The sequence below is a fragment of the Mediterraneibacter flintii genome (genome assembly GCF_055387595.1).
Window position 1 is genome coordinate 1,090,428 of sequence record NZ_AP031405.1, and the last position, 17,857, is coordinate 1,108,284.

General features: G+C 42.2%; 14 protein-coding genes and 1 tRNA gene. 13 read left to right on the plus strand and 2 right to left on the minus strand.

The features are described 5' to 3' along the window. Positions 1 to 198: 198 nt before the first annotated feature. The 11 genes from ACZ5C4_RS05195 (at position 199) to trpS (ending at position 11,109) form a co-directional block, all read left to right on the plus strand. Entirely contained in the window at positions 199 to 1,026 is an 828-nt protein-coding gene (locus ACZ5C4_RS05195; RefSeq protein ID WP_464520058.1) for a Cof-type HAD-IIB family hydrolase, read from the plus strand. A 12-nt stretch (positions 1,027 to 1,038) separates the two neighbouring features. Beyond that, positions 1,039 to 1,866, plus strand: a complete 828-nt coding sequence (locus ACZ5C4_RS05200) for an undecaprenyl-diphosphate phosphatase (protein ID WP_186875380.1) — start codon at positions 1,039 to 1,041, stop codon at positions 1,864 to 1,866. A gap of 110 nt (positions 1,867 to 1,976) precedes the next feature. Then, the gene (locus ACZ5C4_RS05205) at positions 1,977 to 2,861 is read left to right on the plus strand and encodes a transporter substrate-binding domain-containing protein (RefSeq protein WP_464520059.1); all 885 of its coding nucleotides are present in this window, start codon (positions 1,977 to 1,979) and stop codon (positions 2,859 to 2,861) included. A 121-nt stretch (positions 2,862 to 2,982) separates the two neighbouring features. Further along, entirely contained in the window at positions 2,983 to 3,693 is a 711-nt protein-coding gene (locus ACZ5C4_RS05210) for an amino acid ABC transporter permease (RefSeq protein WP_464520060.1), read from the plus strand. Then, positions 3,677 to 4,504 carry an amino acid ABC transporter ATP-binding protein gene (locus ACZ5C4_RS05215; protein ID WP_464520061.1) on the plus strand — a complete coding sequence of 276 codons (828 nt, stop codon included), beginning with the start codon at positions 3,677 to 3,679 and terminating at the stop codon, positions 4,502 to 4,504. Before ACZ5C4_RS05210 ends, ACZ5C4_RS05215 begins: the two co-directional genes overlap by 17 nt. A gap of 157 nt (positions 4,505 to 4,661) precedes the next feature. Next, positions 4,662 to 6,407 (plus strand): A/G-specific adenine glycosylase, encoded by a 1,746-nt coding sequence (mutY, locus tag ACZ5C4_RS05220; RefSeq protein ID WP_464520062.1) that lies wholly within the window; start codon positions 4,662 to 4,664, stop codon positions 6,405 to 6,407. A gap of 252 nt (positions 6,408 to 6,659) precedes the next feature. Then, positions 6,660 to 7,274, plus strand: coding sequence for a TetR/AcrR family transcriptional regulator (locus tag ACZ5C4_RS05225; protein ID WP_464520063.1), 615 nt, complete (start codon positions 6,660 to 6,662; stop codon positions 7,272 to 7,274). Positions 7,275 to 7,290: 16 nt separating this feature from the next. Continuing rightward, a complete protein-coding gene (locus tag ACZ5C4_RS05230) occupies positions 7,291 to 8,211 on the plus strand; it encodes a diacylglycerol/lipid kinase family protein (protein WP_464520064.1) in 921 nt (306 codons plus the stop codon). Between the two features lie 15 nt (positions 8,212 to 8,226). Then, on the plus strand, positions 8,227 to 9,039 hold the full coding sequence (locus ACZ5C4_RS05235) for a glycerophosphodiester phosphodiesterase family protein (RefSeq protein WP_464520065.1): 813 nt from the start codon (positions 8,227 to 8,229) through the stop codon (positions 9,037 to 9,039). A gap of 126 nt (positions 9,040 to 9,165) precedes the next feature. Continuing rightward, the gene (locus ACZ5C4_RS05240; RefSeq protein WP_464520066.1) at positions 9,166 to 9,840 is read left to right on the plus strand and encodes a phosphatase PAP2 family protein; all 675 of its coding nucleotides are present in this window, start codon (positions 9,166 to 9,168) and stop codon (positions 9,838 to 9,840) included. 183 nt (positions 9,841 to 10,023) lie between these two features. Beyond that, on the plus strand, positions 10,024 to 11,109 hold the full coding sequence (gene trpS / locus ACZ5C4_RS05245) for a tryptophan--tRNA ligase (RefSeq protein ID WP_464520067.1): 1,086 nt from the start codon (positions 10,024 to 10,026) through the stop codon (positions 11,107 to 11,109). A 55-nt stretch (positions 11,110 to 11,164) separates the two neighbouring features. Here trpS and ACZ5C4_RS05250 read toward each other — a convergent pair. Continuing rightward, a tRNA-Arg gene (locus tag ACZ5C4_RS05250) sits at positions 11,165 to 11,238 on the minus strand. Between the two features lie 253 nt (positions 11,239 to 11,491). Continuing rightward, positions 11,492 to 12,724: a 6-phosphofructokinase gene (locus tag ACZ5C4_RS05255; protein WP_464520068.1), complete on the minus strand. Its 1,233-nt coding sequence runs from the start codon at positions 12,722 to 12,724 to the stop codon at positions 11,492 to 11,494. A gap of 195 nt (positions 12,725 to 12,919) precedes the next feature. Here ACZ5C4_RS05255 and glf point away from each other — a divergent pair, with 195 nt between their 5' ends. Together glf and ACZ5C4_RS05265 are read left to right on the plus strand one after the other, a co-directional pair. Beyond that, positions 12,920 to 14,023: a UDP-galactopyranose mutase gene (gene glf, locus ACZ5C4_RS05260; protein ID WP_464520069.1), complete on the plus strand. Its 1,104-nt coding sequence runs from the start codon at positions 12,920 to 12,922 to the stop codon at positions 14,021 to 14,023. Positions 14,024 to 14,063: 40 nt separating this feature from the next. Beyond that, the gene (locus ACZ5C4_RS05265; RefSeq protein WP_464520070.1) at positions 14,064 to 17,789 is read left to right on the plus strand and encodes a S8 family serine peptidase; all 3,726 of its coding nucleotides are present in this window, start codon (positions 14,064 to 14,066) and stop codon (positions 17,787 to 17,789) included. Positions 17,790 to 17,857: the final 68 nt, after the last annotated feature.

A 17,857-nucleotide genomic window follows, 5' to 3' on the forward strand; every position in this document is an offset into this window, starting at 1 on the left:
ACGGAAGCTATTATACTATAAATTGCGTTATTAGGCAAATTTTGATAGAATATGTTATAGATTTTTTAGAAATATCCCGTCTACAGCCGAGAGTTTCATGCTTTTGAAAGCGTATACAAAAAAGACATACTACTTGTAATTCAGGGAAGAAGAGAAGGAAATGACAGAAAAAGAATTCTTAAGAAAGGAAAGCATAAGATGAAGAAAAAGATTAAAATGATTGGATTGGATTTGGACGGGACACTGTTCAATAATAAGAAAGAAATACTTCCATACACAAGAGAAGTGCTCCAAAGGGCAATTGACAAAGGAATTGTTGTATTGGTTGCTACAGGGCGTCCCTGGGCAGGGGTTCCGGATGAACTGAAAGACATGTCGGGGATGCGCTATGCAGTGACCTCCAACGGGGCAAGAGTGATCGAGACAAAAACACAGAAGGCATTGATCGAACATCTGCTTCCTGTTGAAAAAGCAAAAAAAATATTGGAAACCGCGCGGAAATATGATACATTACAAGAGGTATATTTTGAGGGCAGAGGGTACATAGAAGAAGAGCAGTTTGAGAAGATGTACCAGTATCATAAGAATCCGTATATGTGGCAGTATGTTCGTTCTACGAGAATAACAGTACCGGATATTATGACTTTTTTAGGACAACTGAATAAACCGGTTGATAAAACGCAGATATTGTTCGCTGATATGGAAGAAAGAGCGAGGGCATGGAAGGAACTGGAGCAGGACAAGGAGATCGTTCTGGTTGGCTCTCTCGGATATAATATAGAAATAAATGGTGCAGGCGTGAATAAAGGGCAGGCGCTTGTAGAGCTGGGCAAGATACTTGGAATTGAACGGGAAGAAATTATGGCATGCGGAGACGGGGACAACGACGAAGCTATGCTGAAAGAAGTCGGGCTGGGCGTGGCAATGGAAAATGCAGAAGAGCAGGTAAAAAAAGCGGCAGATTATATTACGGGAACGAATGAAGAAGAGGGCGCGGCAAAGGCGATTGAGAAATTTGTTCTTTAGAGGAGGAAAAGCATGTTAGAGGCATTAAAGGTCATAATATTAGGAATCGTGCAGGGGATTACAGAGTGGCTCCCCATAAGCAGCACTGGACATTTAATTCTTGTGGAGGAGTTTGTAAATCTGAAAGTGAGCCAGTCCTTTATGGATATGTTTAATGTTCTGGTACAGTTAGGCTCCATCATGGCTGTAGTTGTTATTTATTTTCACCGTCTGAATCCGTTTTCACCGAAGAAAACGCAAAAGCAGAAAATGATGACAATTCAACTCTGGATAAAAGTTGTCATTGGTTCTATTCCGGCAGGTGTGGTAGGCATCCTGTTCAATGACTTTATTGAAGAAAAGTTCAACAATTCTTATGTAGTTGCAGCTATGTTGATTGTATATGGTATTCTGTTTATTATAGTAGAGAACTATCATAAGGGCAAAACCCCAAAGATTAACAAAATATCACAGCTGACGATCCCTACGGTGCTTATTATCGGGGTATTTCAGATGCTGGCGATGATTCCGGGAACCTCTCGGTCTGGTGCAACAATAGTGGGAGCCTTGATTTTAGGGACTGCGCGAAGCGTTGCAGCTGAATTTACATTCTTTCTGGCGATTCCGGCAATGTTTGGAGCAAGCCTGGTAAAGCTGAGGCACTTTGGACTGGGATTTACGGGGATGGAAGTATTTTTACTTTTATTGGGAATGCTGATTTCCTTCCTTGTGTCCATCTTTGCTATTAAATTTTTGATGAAGTACATACAAAACCATGATTTCAAAGTATTTGGATATTACAGAATCGCTTTGGGAATCGTTGTGTTTTTATATTTTGGCCTGATAGCATTCCTTGCATAAAGATGTATTAAATGTAGTATAAGGGTTGATTTTTCGTAAAAACATGTTAAAATTATGAAGATGAGCTGTATTATTATGCAGAATGAAAGATGAAATTGGAGGAGAGAACGATGAAGAAGTTTTTAGCACTGTGTCTGACAGTAGCTCTTGCAACCGGTATGGTTGTTGGATGTGGTAGCAAGGACGAAGGAAAAAGTGGTGGTTCAGAGGATGAAAAGGGCGGGGCAGTATCAGCAAAGGTAATCGATATTGACCTTACAAATGAAGAGTACGCTTTTGGTATAGATAAAAACCAGCCGGAGCTTTTAGAAGAAGTAAATGCATTTATTGCTGAAATTAAAGAGGACGGAACACTGGATGAAATCTGCGACAAATATTTTGGCGGCGGTGAACCGGCGGCGGTAAAATCTGCGGAACTGGATGAATCCAAAGATCAGCTTGTAGTTGCGACAAACGCAGCTTTTGAGCCGTTCGAATATACACAAGGTGAAGACTATTATGGAATAGATATGGAAATTGCTTCATTACTGGCAGATAAGCTGGGAAAAGAGCTTGTGATTCAGAATATGGATTTCGATGCTGTATGTCTTTCAGTAGGACAGCAGAAATGTGATATTGCAATGGCTGGTTTGACAATCAGCGAGGATAGGAAGGAATATGTAACATTCTCGGATTCTTATTATCAGGCTTCACAGCGTCTGATCGTGCCGAGTGACAATACAGAGTTTGACGACTGCAAGGATGCAGAAGCAGTAGCGGCAAAGCTGAACGAGCTGAAAGAATCAGATGTAATTGGCGTACAGCAGGGAACAACAGGACAGAGCTATGTAGAAGGCAGTGAAGATCTTGGATTTGCGGGACTTCCGGCAAAATGCCAGACATATAAGAGTGGTTCTCTGGCAGTACAGGATATGCTAAACGGAAATATTCAGTATGTGATCATTGATGCTGCGCCTGCGGCTGCAATTTCAGAATCGATCAATGAGATGCTGTAATTTATAGAAGAGCCAGAAAAGAGCAAGACTTAAAATTAAAAACAGTGTAAGAAAACAGGATGAAAAAGAGGAAGGCGCAAGATATGAGGAAACGCCTTCCTTCTTTTAAGAAAGGGAAACAATGGGCAATTTTAGTCAGAAAATAGATAAGTTTATAGAGATTTTTCTGGAGCAGAATGGCTATGTGAAAGTAATAGAAGGGCTGCAAAACACACTTATGATAGCAGTCTGCGGCTTGATCATAGGAATTATCATAGGAACAATCATTGCTACCGTACGGGTACTGCCGAAATATAAAATACTGCCGAGAATTTTAAATGGCATTTGCGGCTTCTATGTGGCATTGTTCCGCGGGACTCCTGTAGTAGTACAGCTTCTGGTCTTTTATTATGTACTGCTTCCGATTATAGGGTGGAAGCTGACTGGCGTGCAGGTATCCATGCTTGTGTTCGGATTAAACAGCGGTGCATATATATCGGAAATTATGCGCAGCGGTATCCAGTCGGTGGATCCAGGGCAGATGGAGGCAGGACGTGCAGTGGGCTTAAGCTTTGGCGCCAGTATGTCGAAAATTGTTATCCCACAGGCAGTGAAGAATATTTTACCGACGCTGGGCAATGAATTCATTGCATTGATTAAGGAAACATCTGTAGTAAGCTTTGTAGGAGCAGCGGATCTTTATGTTGCATTCAATTACATTGGAACGAACAGCTACGAATTTATGGTTCCATATCTCGTGATGGCGCTGATTTATATTGCGCTTGTGCTGTTGATTTCCCTGCTTGTAAAATTATTAGAAAGGAGCCTGAAGAAGAGTGATAGACGTAATTAATCTGAAGAAAAGCTTTGGCGATACAGAAGTGCTTAAAAGCATCAATATCACGATTAACAAAGGGGATATTGTAGCTGTGCTCGGACCATCTGGCTCCGGAAAAAGTACATTCTTGAGGTGCTTAAACTGTATGGAGGATCCTACAGAGGGAAGCATTATATTTAAAGGTGTAGATATTGCAGATATGAAGGTGGACATCAATCTGCACCGCCGTAAAATGGGAATGGTATTTCAGCATTTTAATTTGTTCAACAATAAAACAGTGCTGCAAAATGTGATGATGGCGCCTTTTTATTTGAGATGCAAAGATTTAAAGAAAATAAAAAGAAAAAATTCCATAGTCCGGTTTACAAATATATTTCGCGGAAAGAATAAAAAAGAACTGCTTCCAGTCGATACAACAAAGGAACAGATAAAAGAAGAGACAAAGAAGCAGGCATTGGAGCTTTTAAAAAGAATTGGACTGGATGACAAGGCAGATGCGTACCCGTCGACTTTGTCGGGAGGTCAGAAACAGCGTGTGGCAATTATTCGTTCTCTTGCGATGAACCCAGATGTAATACTCTTTGACGAGCCGACATCAGCTTTGGATCCGGAGATGGTTGGAGAAGTTTTAGAATTGATGAAAAAGCTTGCCCAGGAAGGAATGACAATGGTTGTAGTTACCCATGAGATGGGGTTTGCAAGAGAAGTGGCATCCAGGGTCATTTTCATGGACGAAGGGCGTATTGTAGAGGAAGCGCCGCCGAAAGAGTTTTTTGAAAATCCAAAAGATGCAAGACTGAAAGAATTTTTGTCCAAAATATTATAGTCTAAAGTGGAGCGAATCCAACAGACAGAGGAAATGGAAAGGAACTATGGCAAAGGGAAGCATAGTTCCTTTTCGCGTTTAAGTAATAAAAGTTTGCTTCCATAGAAAGTGTACATATGGTATTCTGGTAAAAGTAAGACAGAAGCGGAGAAATAAAATGAAATATGAAAGAATAGAAAAGGGAATATTTATAGAAAGGCCAAACCGTTTTATTGCGTATGTGCAAATGCATGGAAAGCAGGAAACGGTACACGTGAAAAATACAGGAAGGTGTGCGGAGCTTCTTCGTCCTGGAGCAGAAGTTTATGTACAGGAAAGTAAGAGTGAGAACCGCAGTACAAAATGGGATTTAATTGCCGTTCAAAAGAAAGAACGATTGGTAAATATGGATTCTCAGATACCGAATAAAGTAGTAAGAGAATGGATCGAGTCAGGACATTTGTTTCCTGCGGTGACGTGTGTGCAGCAGGAAAAGACCTACAAAAATTCTCGGTTTGATTTGTATGTGGAGACGGAAGACCGTAAGATTTTTATAGAGGTAAAGGGGGTTACGCTAGAAGAAAACGGGGTATGCAGGTTTCCAGACGCGCCCAGTGAACGGGCGGTGAAGCATGTGAAGGAATTGTGCGAGGCGCAAAAGGAGGGGTATGAGACATATATATTTTTCGTGATTCAAATGAGCGACGTGCGTTACTTTACCCCGAATACAGATACGCATCCCGTATTCGCAGAGGTTTTAAAAGAGGCAAAAGAAAAAGGAGTGAAAATACTGGCATATGACTGTAAGGTAGGAAAAACCAGTATTGAGATACAAAAGAGGGTTCCTGTCGTGCTGGGCTCTCCGCGCCTGAAAGAAACCTGTGAGCCGCTTATAAGCTGGTTTAGAAAAAATAAGAGAAGGCTTCCCTGGAGAGAACGGGTGAGCGCCTATCGGGTATGGGTTTCTGAAATTATGCTTCAGCAGACCCGTGTGGAGGCGGTCAAGCCATATTATGAGAGATTTTTAAAAGAGCTGCCAGATGTACAGGCATTGGCGGAAGCACAGGAGGAACGGCTTTTGAAGCTCTGGGAGGGCTTGGGATATTATAACCGTGTACGGAACATGCAGATTGCGGCGCAGCAGATGGTAGAAAAATATAAGGGAGAATTTCCGCGTACCTTTGAGGAGATTGCGGCTTTAAAGGGAATCGGCAGCTATACTGCCGGAGCGATCAGCTCTTTTGCATACGGAATTGCCAAGCCTGCTGTTGACGGAAATGTATTAAGAGTGGTGTCCAGAATCCTTGCCAGCGAGGAAGACATTATGAAAGCGGGAGTGAGAAAGAAGATAGAGCAGCTGGTGGAAGAGGTAATTCCAGAGGAAGCTGCATCTGATTTCAACCAGGGATTAATTGAGCTGGGGGCGCTTATATGCGTTCCGGGCGGAGAACCGAAATGTAATATATGTCCGGTGAAGGGGACATGTCTGGCATATGAACAGGGAAAGCAGAGTAAGCTGCCTGTTAAGAAAAAAGCAAAAGACAGAAGAGTGGAAAAACGGACAGTTTTACTGTTTCGGGACACCCATACGGTGGCAATTAAAAAGCGTCCCGCGCGGGGGCTTCTTGCGGGACTGTATGAGTTCCCGAATGTAAAAGGACATCTGAACAGGAAAGAGATTATCGAATACAGTAAAGCTATTGGACTATCGCCAGTCAGACTAAAAGAGTTAGAAGATGCAAAACATATTTTCAGCCATGTAGAATGGCATATGAAAGGGTATGAAATTTTGGTAGATGAACTCGAAAAAAATTGTAGTGAAGAAATGATTTTCGCCGATGAAAAAGAGATTGACACTCGCTTCCCCATCCCATCTGCATTTGAGGCATACAGAAGCGTGATAAAAGAGAGGATATCGAAATAGGAGTGCTGGCATAGACAAACTCTAATGTGACAGCTTAGCCCGCGCCACTCGTAAAACCGCACTGCGCGCTTATCTTGGCTGCCGCCATTGTTTTACTCATTGACGGATGCGCACTGTATGGCCGGACTGTTACATTTCAATATTAGAGTATGCTCTGTTTTCTTGAATCTGTAGGATATTTGTGCTACACTAGAAATAGTGTTGGTGTATACTAACGTGTCGGGTGAATCAGGAAATAAAGGAGTGTATCCAATGGAAGAAAAGACAGAATTGTCAAGACAGCAGTTGAAATCAAGAGAGACAAAGGAGAGGATTTTTCGGGCGGCAAAGCATATTTTACAGAAAAAAGGGTATGAAGAGCTTTCTATCAAAAATATATGTGAAGAAGCGGGAGTATCGAATGGAAGCTTTTACCATCATTTTAAAACAAAGGATGATTTACTGTCTTACTATATAGAAGATCAGCCCAGAGTGAATCCAGATTATCTGGCTGTGCCAAAGAGTGCGCGGGAGGTAAAAAGGGCGATTATAGAGGTTTATCTGAATTATGTACAATATTGCAGAGAGCTTGGAGTCGAGTTTATATCGGGCTATTATGATACGAAGAACCAGGCATTAAATGCAGCAATCAGAACGGAGCGTCCCTACCCGATCGTAACGGTACAAAATTATGTAGAGAAAGCAGTACGCGCAGGTATCATTTCTCTGCGTGGAGAAATCGAAGAATTTACGACAGATATTCGCATGATTGTAATCGGCAACGTGTTCGAGTGGTGTCTTAGGAATGGAGATGCTGATTTTGAAGGAAACATGAGCCGTTCTCTGGAAAGGTACCTGGATAGTACTGTATGTGAGGGGAAAGAATAAAAGGCGGGAGCAGGAGATGGAATATATTTTTATAGTCAATCCCAAGGCGAGGTCAGGAACGGGAAAACTAACATGGGACAGACTGGAGCCGGAACTGAAAAAGAGAAGAATTGTTTATCGTGCATATTTGACCAGATATGCAGGCGAGGCAGCAGACATAGCCAGAGAAGTGACAAAGGATGGAAAAGAACATATCCTTGCTGTGCTTGGAGGAGACGGGACAGTCAATGAGGTTTTGAACGGAATCTGCGACCTTCGTAAAGTGATACTTGGCTATATACCGATTGGCTCAAGTAATGACTTCGCCAGAGGAATACAGATTCCAAAGGAACCGAAAGAAGCGCTCGACTTGCTCCTGGAGCGTAAGTATATCAGGGAAATGGACGTAGGCCTGATGATACGAAAGGACAAGCAGAAAAGATTTGCGGTAAGCGCCGGAATCGGGTTTGACGCGGCGGTCTGCCATGAGGTCTGTCTGTCAAAGTGGAAACAATTTTTGAATAAATTGCATATGGGGAAATTAAGCTATGCAGTGGTAGCTCTAAGGCGCCTGATAAAAGATCCGGCGGTACGGGCAGAGGTTTGTCTGGATACAGGAGAAAAAGCAGTATATGACAGGACATATTTTATCGCTGCTATGAACCAGCAATACGAGGGCGGCGGCTTTCGTTTTTGTCCTAAGGCATCGGCGCAGGACGGAAAGCTGGATGTCATTATAGTGTCAGGACTTCCCAAATGGAAAATTCTTTGTCTGCTTCCCACTGCATTTTGGGGCGGACATGTATACTTTAAAGGGGTAACTACTTTGCAGTGTAAAAGTATTGCGATACGTCTGGAAAGTCCTCTGCCTATTCATACAGATGGCGAACCGGTATTTTTAAGAGATGAAATGAAGGCATGTCTGTTGCCAGATAGGATTCGAATTATTACGGCTTGATAGGAGGAAGTCAGGATGTGGCTGTCTATAATTGGGATACTTCTATTGTGTATTATATTTTATTTGTTTCTTACAGCTCCGCGTCTGGGCGGAAGAAAAAGACTTCATCCATTTTTGGGAGTGCAGTGGGCTCATAGGGGACTTCACAATGTAAAAATGGGGATTCCAGAGAACTCTATGGCGGCGTTTAGAGCAGCGGTGAAGGAAGGATACGGTATTGAGTTGGATGTGCATTTATCCAGAGATAAAAAAATCGTTGTATTCCATGATGAGACATTTAACAGAGTGTGTGCGAGAGATGGCAGGGTGGAGGAAACAGATTATCGAGAGATGAAAAAATATAACCTTCTGAATACAAAAGAGAGGATACCGCTTCTAAAGGAAGTGCTGGACTATGTAGACGGACGCGTGCCTCTTCTTATAGAAGTAAAGCTTCCTACCGCAGATACGCGGATTTGTGAATGCCTGGAGAAGGAATTAGAAGGATACGGCGGGAAATATATGATTCAGTCCTTTAACTGTTTTGTATTGCGGTGGCTTAAAAAGAACCGTTCGGAAATTCTGCGGGGGCAGTTGTCTGAAAATCTTACCAGGGCAGGAAAAAAGCCGCATTATGTCTTTCGATTTTTTGTAAAGTATTTGCTGACAAATGTATTTTGCCGTCCTGACTTTATTTCTTATAAAATGTCTGATGCGGCAAACTTAAGTCTGTGGATGAACCAGTATGTGTTTCGGGCTCCGGTTGCAGTATGGACGCTTAGAAGTGAGTATGAAGTATGGAGGGCAAAGAGAAAGTTTCAGATGTACATTTTTGAACGAAACGGATAATATAATAAAAGGTAAAGAAATTCAAAAGATTTGTTAAGAATTGATGAATATTATTGTTGCCGAAATAGAATCGTGATATAATCGGGGCAAAGTTGTAGGATTTTTGTAGAGAAGGAAGTAGTTTACATGACGGCAAAGGAAAGAATTTTTAATTTCATAAAGAAATATAAGCATGCGTGGGTATTTCTTTATGCACTGATTTATATGCCGTGGTTTATGTACTTAGAAAAACATATTACGGTACATTCAGAATATCATGTAATTCACTCTGCGCTGGATAACAAAATCCCATTTGTTGAGTATTTTATTGTGCCGTATCTGCTCTGGTTTGTATTTATTGCAGTTGTATTTTTGTACTTTTTCTTTACTGATGTAAATGGATTTTATAAACTTGCAAAATTGAGCTTTATAGGCATGACTATTTTCCTTGTGGTTTCCACTTTATTTCCAAATGGAGTGGCGCTTAGGCCGATTGTATTCCCGCGGGATAATATATTTACGGAAATGGTGAAGATGCTTTACATGGCGGATACGCCTACGAATGTATTTCCGAGTCTTCATGTATTTAACTCACTTGCCGCATGTATTGCTATTTACGAAAGCAGGGAGCTGCGCAAACATAAGCTGCTCAGCATGAGCGCCTTTATTCTGGCAGGATTGATTATTTTAGCTACGATGTTTTTAAAACAACATTCGGTTATCGATGTGATGGGTGCATTTTTGATGGCGTATACATTGTATCAGTTTGTTTATGCAGCAGAGAGGAAGAAAGCACCGAATGTAAGTGAACAAAGGGTGTAGTAAAAACAAAAAAAGAATAGAAAAAGCGAAGACGGCAGTGTAGATTACCTGCCGTTATTGTTTTATAGAACGGCAGATAGAAAGAAATAGCCGTTTCCAAAAGAGTAGGATAGTGTTATAATAAAAAAAGCGTCTCGTCTATATAGACGGGAAAAGCGAATGAGCGCAGGAGGAAAGAAAAAGATGAAAAAGATCATGCTGACAGGTGACAGACCTACCGGAAAGCTGCATGTCGGGCACTATGTAGGTTCTTTAAAACGCAGGGTAGAACTGCAGAATAGAAATGACTTTGATGAAATGTATGTAATGATAGCAGATGCACAGGCATTGACAGATAATGCGGATGATCCGGAGAAGGTGCGTCAGAATATTATAGAGGTTGCGCTGGATTATCTTGCCTGCGGGCTGGAACCGGAAAAATGTACAATGTTTATTCAATCACAGATTCCAGAGCTCTGTGAGTTATCCTTCTATTATATGAATCTGGTGACGGTGTCAAGACTTCAGAGGAATCCTACTGTAAAGGCAGAGATACAGATGCGCAATTTCGAGGCGAGCATTCCGGTAGGATTTTTTACTTATCCGATCAGCCAGGCAGCGGATATTACGGCGTTTAAGGCGACAATAGTTCCGGTAGGAGAGGATCAGCTTCCTATGTTGGAACAGACAAAAGAAATTGTAAGAAAATTTAATTCTGTATATGGAGAGACGCTGGTGGAACCGGATATTCTACTTCCGGATAATCAGGCATGTCTGCGTCTGCCGGGGACAGACGGTAAGGCAAAAATGAGCAAATCTCTGGGAAATTGTATTTATCTGTCGGAAGAACCGGAGGAAATTCAGAAGAAAGTGTTCAGTATGTTTACGGATCCGGAGCATATCCGTGTGGAAGATCCGGGCAAGCTGGAAGGAAATACAGTTTTCACTTATCTCGATGCATTTTGCAGGCCAGAATATTTTGCAGAATTTCTGCCGGACTATGAAAACTTGGATGAGTTAAAGGAGCATTATAAACGAGGCGGACTGGGAGACATGAAGGTAAAACGCTTCTTGAATAAAGTGCTCCAGGCAGAACTAGAACCGATCCGCAATCGCAGAAAGGAATACCAGAAGGATATACCATATGTATATGAGATATTGAAAAAAGGAAGCGAGAAGGCCGAAGAGGCTGCTGCGCAGACACTGCACGATGTAAAAGAAGCGATGAAGATTAACTATTTTGATGATAAAGAGCTGGTTGCTATGCAGGCAGAACGATTTGCAGAATAAAGAAGCAAATAACAAAAAAGATTGTTCTGAATTTCAGAACAATCTTTTTTTACTACGTGCGATAGAAGATTCGAACTCCCGACCTTCTGGTCCGTAGCCAGACGCTCTATCCAGCTGAGCTAATCGCACACATGTGAAACACTTCGTTCACAGCGAATATTAGTATATAATATTGTAAGGATATTGTCAAGTGCTCAAAGAAAAATATTTGTAAATATCAGTTCAGCCATACAGTGTGCGGGAAGCATAAAACATGCTTGCATGTTTTTGCGAGCGTACATCTGTATGAGCTGAACTGATATGTAAATATGGATAAATGAAAAGGTGCCATAAAGCAGACTTAAGGCTGCATCTGACACCTTTCTTAATTGAAAATGCAAAATCAATATGGACGGAATAAATGCCTTGGAATTCCGTCCACCATAACAGGGGATACATCCCCCTGAATTAATGGACGCACATAATTTACAAATTCGTCTGTTACATAAGTACCACTTTCATTTACCCATTCTCTTGGAACCAGTTTTTCATCATTGGCTATTTTATGCACGTCTTTAACTTCTGTACCACTCTGGTAAGGATCATCAGACAGTCGTTTGAGAACAACCATCTTGCCGGAATCCCCTTCGTCTGCTGCCTTTACAGCAGCGCCGCCTACCTGATAGGCCTCCAGAATATCTACGCGGGAAGCGCAGTGAGAAGCAGAGCGCTGCAAAGAACTTAATTCAATGGCGCGAGTCTTACAGCCTACCTCTCCGGCAATATAGCTTGCCAGATAATTTGCGGTGCCAGACAATTGTTTATGCCCGAATGCATCTACAAAATCAATACTTTGTCCGAGTTCACATACATAACGTCCGTCAGAGAGCCGGATGCCTTCTGAAATTGCTACGACAACAGAGGGCTTTTTGCTAAGAAGCTCTTTTACCTTGTGCCCGAATGCCTCTATATCAAATGGAAGCTCCGGCAGATAGATTAAGTCAGGACCTGCACAGTCCTCCCCTTTTGCAAGTGCAGCCGCACCAGTCAGCCATCCTGCATTTCTTCCCATGATTTCTACGATAGATACGAGCCCTTTGTCATATTCCAGACAGAAGCTGTCGCGGATAATTTCTTTTACAGAAGTACCGATATATTTTGCGGCGCTTCCATATCCAGGCGTGTGATCGGTAAGAGCAAGATCGTTGTCAATCGTTTTGGGGCATCCGATAAAATGAGTGGGGTGTCCGGTAACGATTGCATAATCGGAGAGTTTTTTTATTGTGTCCATAGAATCATTTCCGCCGATATAGATAAATGCTTCAATATTCAGTTTGTCAAGAATGGAGAAAATCTTTTCATATACCTCCTTATCCTGGTGGATTTCCGGCAGCTTGTAACGGCAGGAACCCAGGAATGCTGCTGGTGTCCTTTTTAAAAGCTCGGCATCCAGTTCATTTGTGATGAATTCAGACAAGTCAATGTACCTTTCCTGCATAAGTCCTTGAATTCCGTGTAGCATACCGTATACTTTTTCCGCCCCTCTGTCTTTGGCGGTACGGTATACGCCAGCGAGACTGGAATTAATTGCAGCGGTGGGGCCGCCTGACTGTCCGACAATTACGTTTCCTTTCATGTATATTACCTCCGTCTCAATAGATTGTTACTTAATAGTTTAGTGCATTTTGACTAATTTGTAAACGGAAAAATAATTTATATAGTTAAAATGACGAAAAATGGCGAGATATATCATATAAAAAAAGAGAAATGCTATAATAAATGCAGATGTCTTATCCTGATAAGACAATTGTACGGTGGAAAGGAAAAGAAAATGAGAAAATATGATTATCTAATTGTAGGTGCCGGGCTGTACGGCGCAGTTATGGCACATGAATTGACGAAAAAAGGAAAGGCATGTCTGGTGATAGATCGGAGAAGCCATATTGCAGGAAATATTTACTGCGAAGATATAGAAGGAATCCATGTACATAAGTATGGAGCGCATATCTTTCACACTTCTGACAAAAAAATCTGGGAATATATGAATCAGTTTGCAGAATTTAATAATTATATCAATTCTCCTATCGCAATATATAAAGACGAATTGTATAACCTTCCATTCAATATGAATACATTTAGCAAAATGTGGGGGATCCGTACGCCAAAAGAGGCAAGGGAGATTATTGACAGGCAGGTAGAAGAAGCGGGCATTATAAATCCGCGTAATCTGGAGGAACAGGCACTTTCACTTGGAGGAAAGGATATTTATGAGAAACTGATCAAAGGGTATACCCAGAAGCAGTGGGGAAGGGACTGTAAGGATCTGCCGGCATTTATTATCCGGCGCCTGCCGTTTCGATTTACGTATGACAACAACTATTTTAATGACCGGTATCAGGGAATTCCAATCGGCGGATATACCGCTGTTGTAGAGAAAATGTTAAAAGGTGTAGAGGTAAGAACTGGCATAGATTTCTTTGAGCTGAAAAAGGAGAAGCCGGACATTGCAGAGAAAATTATTTTCACCGGAATGATAGATGAATATTTTGGCTACTGTCTGGGAGCGCTTAAATATCGTTCAGTGAGATTTGAAACAGAAGTTTTAGACTGCGAGAATTATCAGGGAAATGCGGTTGTTAATTATACAGAAAAAGAGGTTCCCTATACACGTATTATAGAACACAAGCATTTTGAGTTTGGAAAACAAGAAAAAACGGTTATTTCCAGGGAATATTCCTCTGAATGGAAGGTAGGAATGGAACCCTATTATCCGGTGAATGATGAGGAGAATACACATCTTTATGAGGAATATAAAAAGCTGGCGGCAAAAGAAGAGCATGTCGTTTTTGGGGGAAGACTTGGGGAATATAAATACTATGATATGGATAAAGTGGTTGCGGCTGCACTTTCTAAATTAAAAGAGCTAGAGGCATAGAAGCAGCATTGCTGTTAAGGAAAAAGGAGGAGGGAAACAAATGCGTAAATGGAGTCTGCGGATTTTGGTAATTCTTGCGTTCGCCGGCTTGGCCTTTATTCCGCTAAGCGGAGAGTTTAACAGATGGGGACTTATATTTGCCGTCTTTACGGTCATTCCGGCAGTATTTTTATTCGGAGTAAGCTTTATCAATAAACGAATTCTCCATGTTGTACTTACTATTTTGGCGGCTCTGTTGGGAATAGCGGGGATGTCGTTTCTGCTGATTACCACAGCGCTTGACTATGGTATGGCAGAATTGTTTGATGTGTCTGCGCTACATATGATTCACGGAATATGGATAACCTGGTTGATTTTCTGGATATTGCTGTTTTTAGCAATTGCTGGAAAAAAAGAAGGAAAACGTAAGATAGGTTTTCTGATCGCGGGTATTTTATTCGCAGCGAGTCTTTTATTAGCTGGAATACTGTTTGCTAAGGACAAGATAGCACTTCCTGGTCCAGAAGGGGAAGAGCAAACCGGACCATATGCATACACAGAGGAAGAGATTTCACAGGATGAAGAAACAGGTATCAGCTATGTAAATGACATAATTATGGTATTTTTTACGCCGGATACACCAGAGGAAGAGAAGCAGGCGGTAGTAGATGCACTTGAAGGAGAGATAGCCGGACAGGAGGAAGTGATTGATCTGTTGATGATCCGAGTGGAAGCGTCATCTTATGAAGAACTAGAGGCGCTCTGTGAGGAAGTAAGGCAGATGGAAGGAGTGCAGGAGGCATCCCTGGATTTGGCGGCTTTTACTGCACCTAATTATGAACCGAATGATCCTTTTGGAAGATACTGGTATAATTGTCTGTGGACGGATAACAAATGGGATGTGGAGTCTCCTTCAGGCAACAACTGGTGGGCGGAAGCAATTGACGCTCCAGGAGCATGGGAGCATAAAGATAAAATGGCCTCTGTCAGTGTAGGGATTGTAGATAATGGATTCGACATAGAACATGAGGATTTATCTGTTGGCCTGCTCAATGAAGGTGTGAATTCTTATGAGGATCACGGTACGCATGTAAGCGGTCTGGTAGGAGCCACGATGGACAATAAGAAAGGGATTGCAGGGGTGGCGCCGAATGCAAGGATGCTGGGCTGGGACTGGGAACCGACTAAGGCACAGACAGAGGCAGGAGGATGGAGTACGAGTAGTTCTATCTTGTCCGGAGTGGTCGCTTCTATAGAAGAAGGGGGCGAACGCACAGTTGTGAATCTGTCTCTTGGAATCGATCCAAAAGGCTTGAAAGAATCAACGGGGAGTGATGTGCTAGGCGACGAATACAGAGAGTATTACGGGGCGTTGGTATCGAAATATATGGCGGCTTTGCTGGTACGGGACTATGATTTTGTGATTGTAGAATCTGCAGGAAACGGAGATGCGAGTGGAATTGGTTATGATGCAAAAAATAACGGATATTTTTGTTCTGTGACAGAAGAAAACTGTGATACATTTGGCGGGGCGATAGAACCGAAAGAAATATTGGATCGTATCATTATTGTAGCGGCAGCGGCACAGCCTGACAAAAAAGGGGATTATACGCTCTGCAGGTTCTCTAATTACGGTGAGAGCGTTACGATTGCGGCGCCCGGAGAGGATATTTACAGTACAATAGTCGATGGATATAAAAAGATGGACGGCACATCTATGGCCTCTCCCATTACAGCAGGCGCTGCTGCGGCTGTATGGGGTGCGCAGCCGAATTTAAGCGGGGCGCAGATTAAAGAAATTCTTGTAGACAGTTCAGAAATACAAGTAAGCCCGAATGAAGCGATAGATGCCAAAGAAGGCATTGCGCTTTTGAATGTTGGAAATGCAGTAGAAAAGGCACTGGAAACAGAGGTGGAAGAAACAGACAACAGTGTATATGAAACGTACATAAAGGCAGCAGAGATTACAACAGTCAGGGGCAATTGGACAGAAAAGACGAATATGGAAATGGAAGTGCAAGCAGAAAATGGCAGGGACACATATCGAGTGAATGGGGAATCAGAGACAGAAATCTCAGGTTTTGACCGGCATGATATCAGCAAAGTGCACTTGGAAGGGGAGGGGTATAGCAGTAATGAAAATACAGATACCCGCTGGGAGATGCGTTATGCGGACGGTGTAGTGCGCTATGAATATATAGAACCAGTGAAGCAGGATTTGGAACAGGAAATACAGCCAGAATTTTTTAACTTTTTTAATCTGAAGGAAGCGTCTGTTCTAAACGGAAAAATGGAGGAAAATGAGATTTCCTTTGAATTAACCAGAGATTCTTTTGAGTCAGCGGCGGGCGCGGTACTGATTCAATTGAGTCAGAATGAAAGCTTCAGTTACGATAAAGTGACATTGTCTGCACAGATAGATTCCTCCAGTGGACAGCTTAACAGCCAGACAATTGAGATTGTCGGCAGTATGGACTACGAAGGAAGTAAACAGTATACAGAGTGTGTATTGGAATATAGATTTGAGGCAGAAGAAATAGAAGAAGGAGACTTGGTTCCGGGCAATGGCGACATGTCACAGGAACGAGATATTGTTCTTGTGCTGGATAATTCTGGAAGCATGGCGGAATCTGTTGTAGATGAAGGCGCCTCTTCGGACGTCCCGATTGAAGAAACGAGGGAAGCGGCGGTTAAGTTCATTGATACTATTTTAGAGGAAGATGCCAGTATCGGTATCGTAACTTATAATAATGGAGCGAAGATGTGTTCGGATTTCTCTAAAGAACAGGGGATTCTTGAAGCTTCTGCATATACGATTACGGCAAACGGGGGCACCAATATGGAAGCGGGCTTAAATACCGCAGAAGAAATGCTTTCCTATAGTAGTGCAAAGAAAAAAATTATCGTACTGATGAGTGACGGTATGCCAAACGATGGTAAGCAAGGTGCAGAGTTAGTATCCTATGCTGATTCGCTGAAAGAGGATGGAATTGATATTTATACACTGGGATTTTTCAGCAGCCTGGAAGAAGGGGAGAGAGCTTCCGCCCAGTCTCTGCTGGCGCAGCTTGCGAGTGAAGGACATCACTATGAGGTAGATGATGCAGAGAATCTGGTGTTTTTCTTTGATGATATTGCCGATATGATCAACGGACAGAAGTATATTTATATTAAAATTGCGTGTCCTGTGGATGTAACAGTGAAATCTGGAGGAGAGACGCTTACATCAGAGGAAAAAGCTCTCAATACAAGAACCACCTTTGGTACGCTGACCTTTGAGGAAGGAGAAACGGATATAGTAATAGACAGTGGAGAAGATACAGACAGTTCCGCGGCGGCAGATGCGCTTTTTGGCTTCATAGGGGAGCAAGAAAGCAAACAGAGAAAAGATGGCGAAGAAGAGGATGACAGAGTGAAGATTCTTCGTCTGAAAGAAGGAACAAAATACGATATCCAGATAGAGGGAACCGGGAACGGCAGCATGGACTATACAATCGGATTTATGGATGAAAATGGAGAGTATACTGATTTTCGGGAATTTGAAGATATAGAAATTACCAGAAGAACACAGATTGATACGGTGGCAGAGAATACTTCCAAAACAGTGCTGAAAGTAGATGAAGACGGTGATGGAAAATATGAATGGAAGTATAGAGCAGGTATAAATGAGCGTGGGAAATTGGTAGATAACACATGGATACTGTATGTTGTGGCAGGTGCGGCAGGAATAGCTCTTATTCTGGTGATTGTCTTAAAAGTCCGGCAGTGGCAAAAAAAGAAAAAATAATAGAGTAACAGTTCGGCTATACAGTGTGCGGGAAGCATAAAACATGCTTGCATGTTTTTGCGAGCGTA

Coding starts and splice junctions, on each gene's coding strand:
- ACZ5C4_RS05200 (WP_186875380.1), top strand. CDS start 1,039: ATGTTAGAGGCATTAAAGGTCATAATATTAGGAATCGTGCAGGGGATT.
- ACZ5C4_RS05225 (WP_464520063.1), top strand. CDS start 6,660: ATGGAAGAAAAGACAGAATTGTCAAGACAGCAGTTGAAATCAAGAGAG.
- ACZ5C4_RS05255 (WP_464520068.1), bottom strand. CDS start 12,724: ATGAAAGGAAACGTAATTGTCGGACAGTCAGGCGGCCCCACCGCTGCA.
- ACZ5C4_RS05240 (WP_464520066.1), top strand. CDS start 9,166: ATGACGGCAAAGGAAAGAATTTTTAATTTCATAAAGAAATATAAGCAT.
- ACZ5C4_RS05235 (WP_464520065.1), top strand. CDS start 8,227: ATGTGGCTGTCTATAATTGGGATACTTCTATTGTGTATTATATTTTAT.
- ACZ5C4_RS05205 (WP_464520059.1), top strand. CDS start 1,977: ATGAAGAAGTTTTTAGCACTGTGTCTGACAGTAGCTCTTGCAACCGGT.
- ACZ5C4_RS05210 (WP_464520060.1), top strand. CDS start 2,983: ATGGGCAATTTTAGTCAGAAAATAGATAAGTTTATAGAGATTTTTCTG.
- glf (WP_464520069.1), top strand. CDS start 12,920: ATGAGAAAATATGATTATCTAATTGTAGGTGCCGGGCTGTACGGCGCA.
- ACZ5C4_RS05195 (WP_464520058.1), top strand. CDS start 199: ATGAAGAAAAAGATTAAAATGATTGGATTGGATTTGGACGGGACACTG.
- ACZ5C4_RS05265 (WP_464520070.1), top strand. CDS start 14,064: ATGCGTAAATGGAGTCTGCGGATTTTGGTAATTCTTGCGTTCGCCGGC.
- ACZ5C4_RS05230 (WP_464520064.1), top strand. CDS start 7,291: ATGGAATATATTTTTATAGTCAATCCCAAGGCGAGGTCAGGAACGGGA.
- mutY (WP_464520062.1), top strand. CDS start 4,662: ATGAAATATGAAAGAATAGAAAAGGGAATATTTATAGAAAGGCCAAAC.
- trpS (WP_464520067.1), top strand. CDS start 10,024: ATGAAAAAGATCATGCTGACAGGTGACAGACCTACCGGAAAGCTGCAT.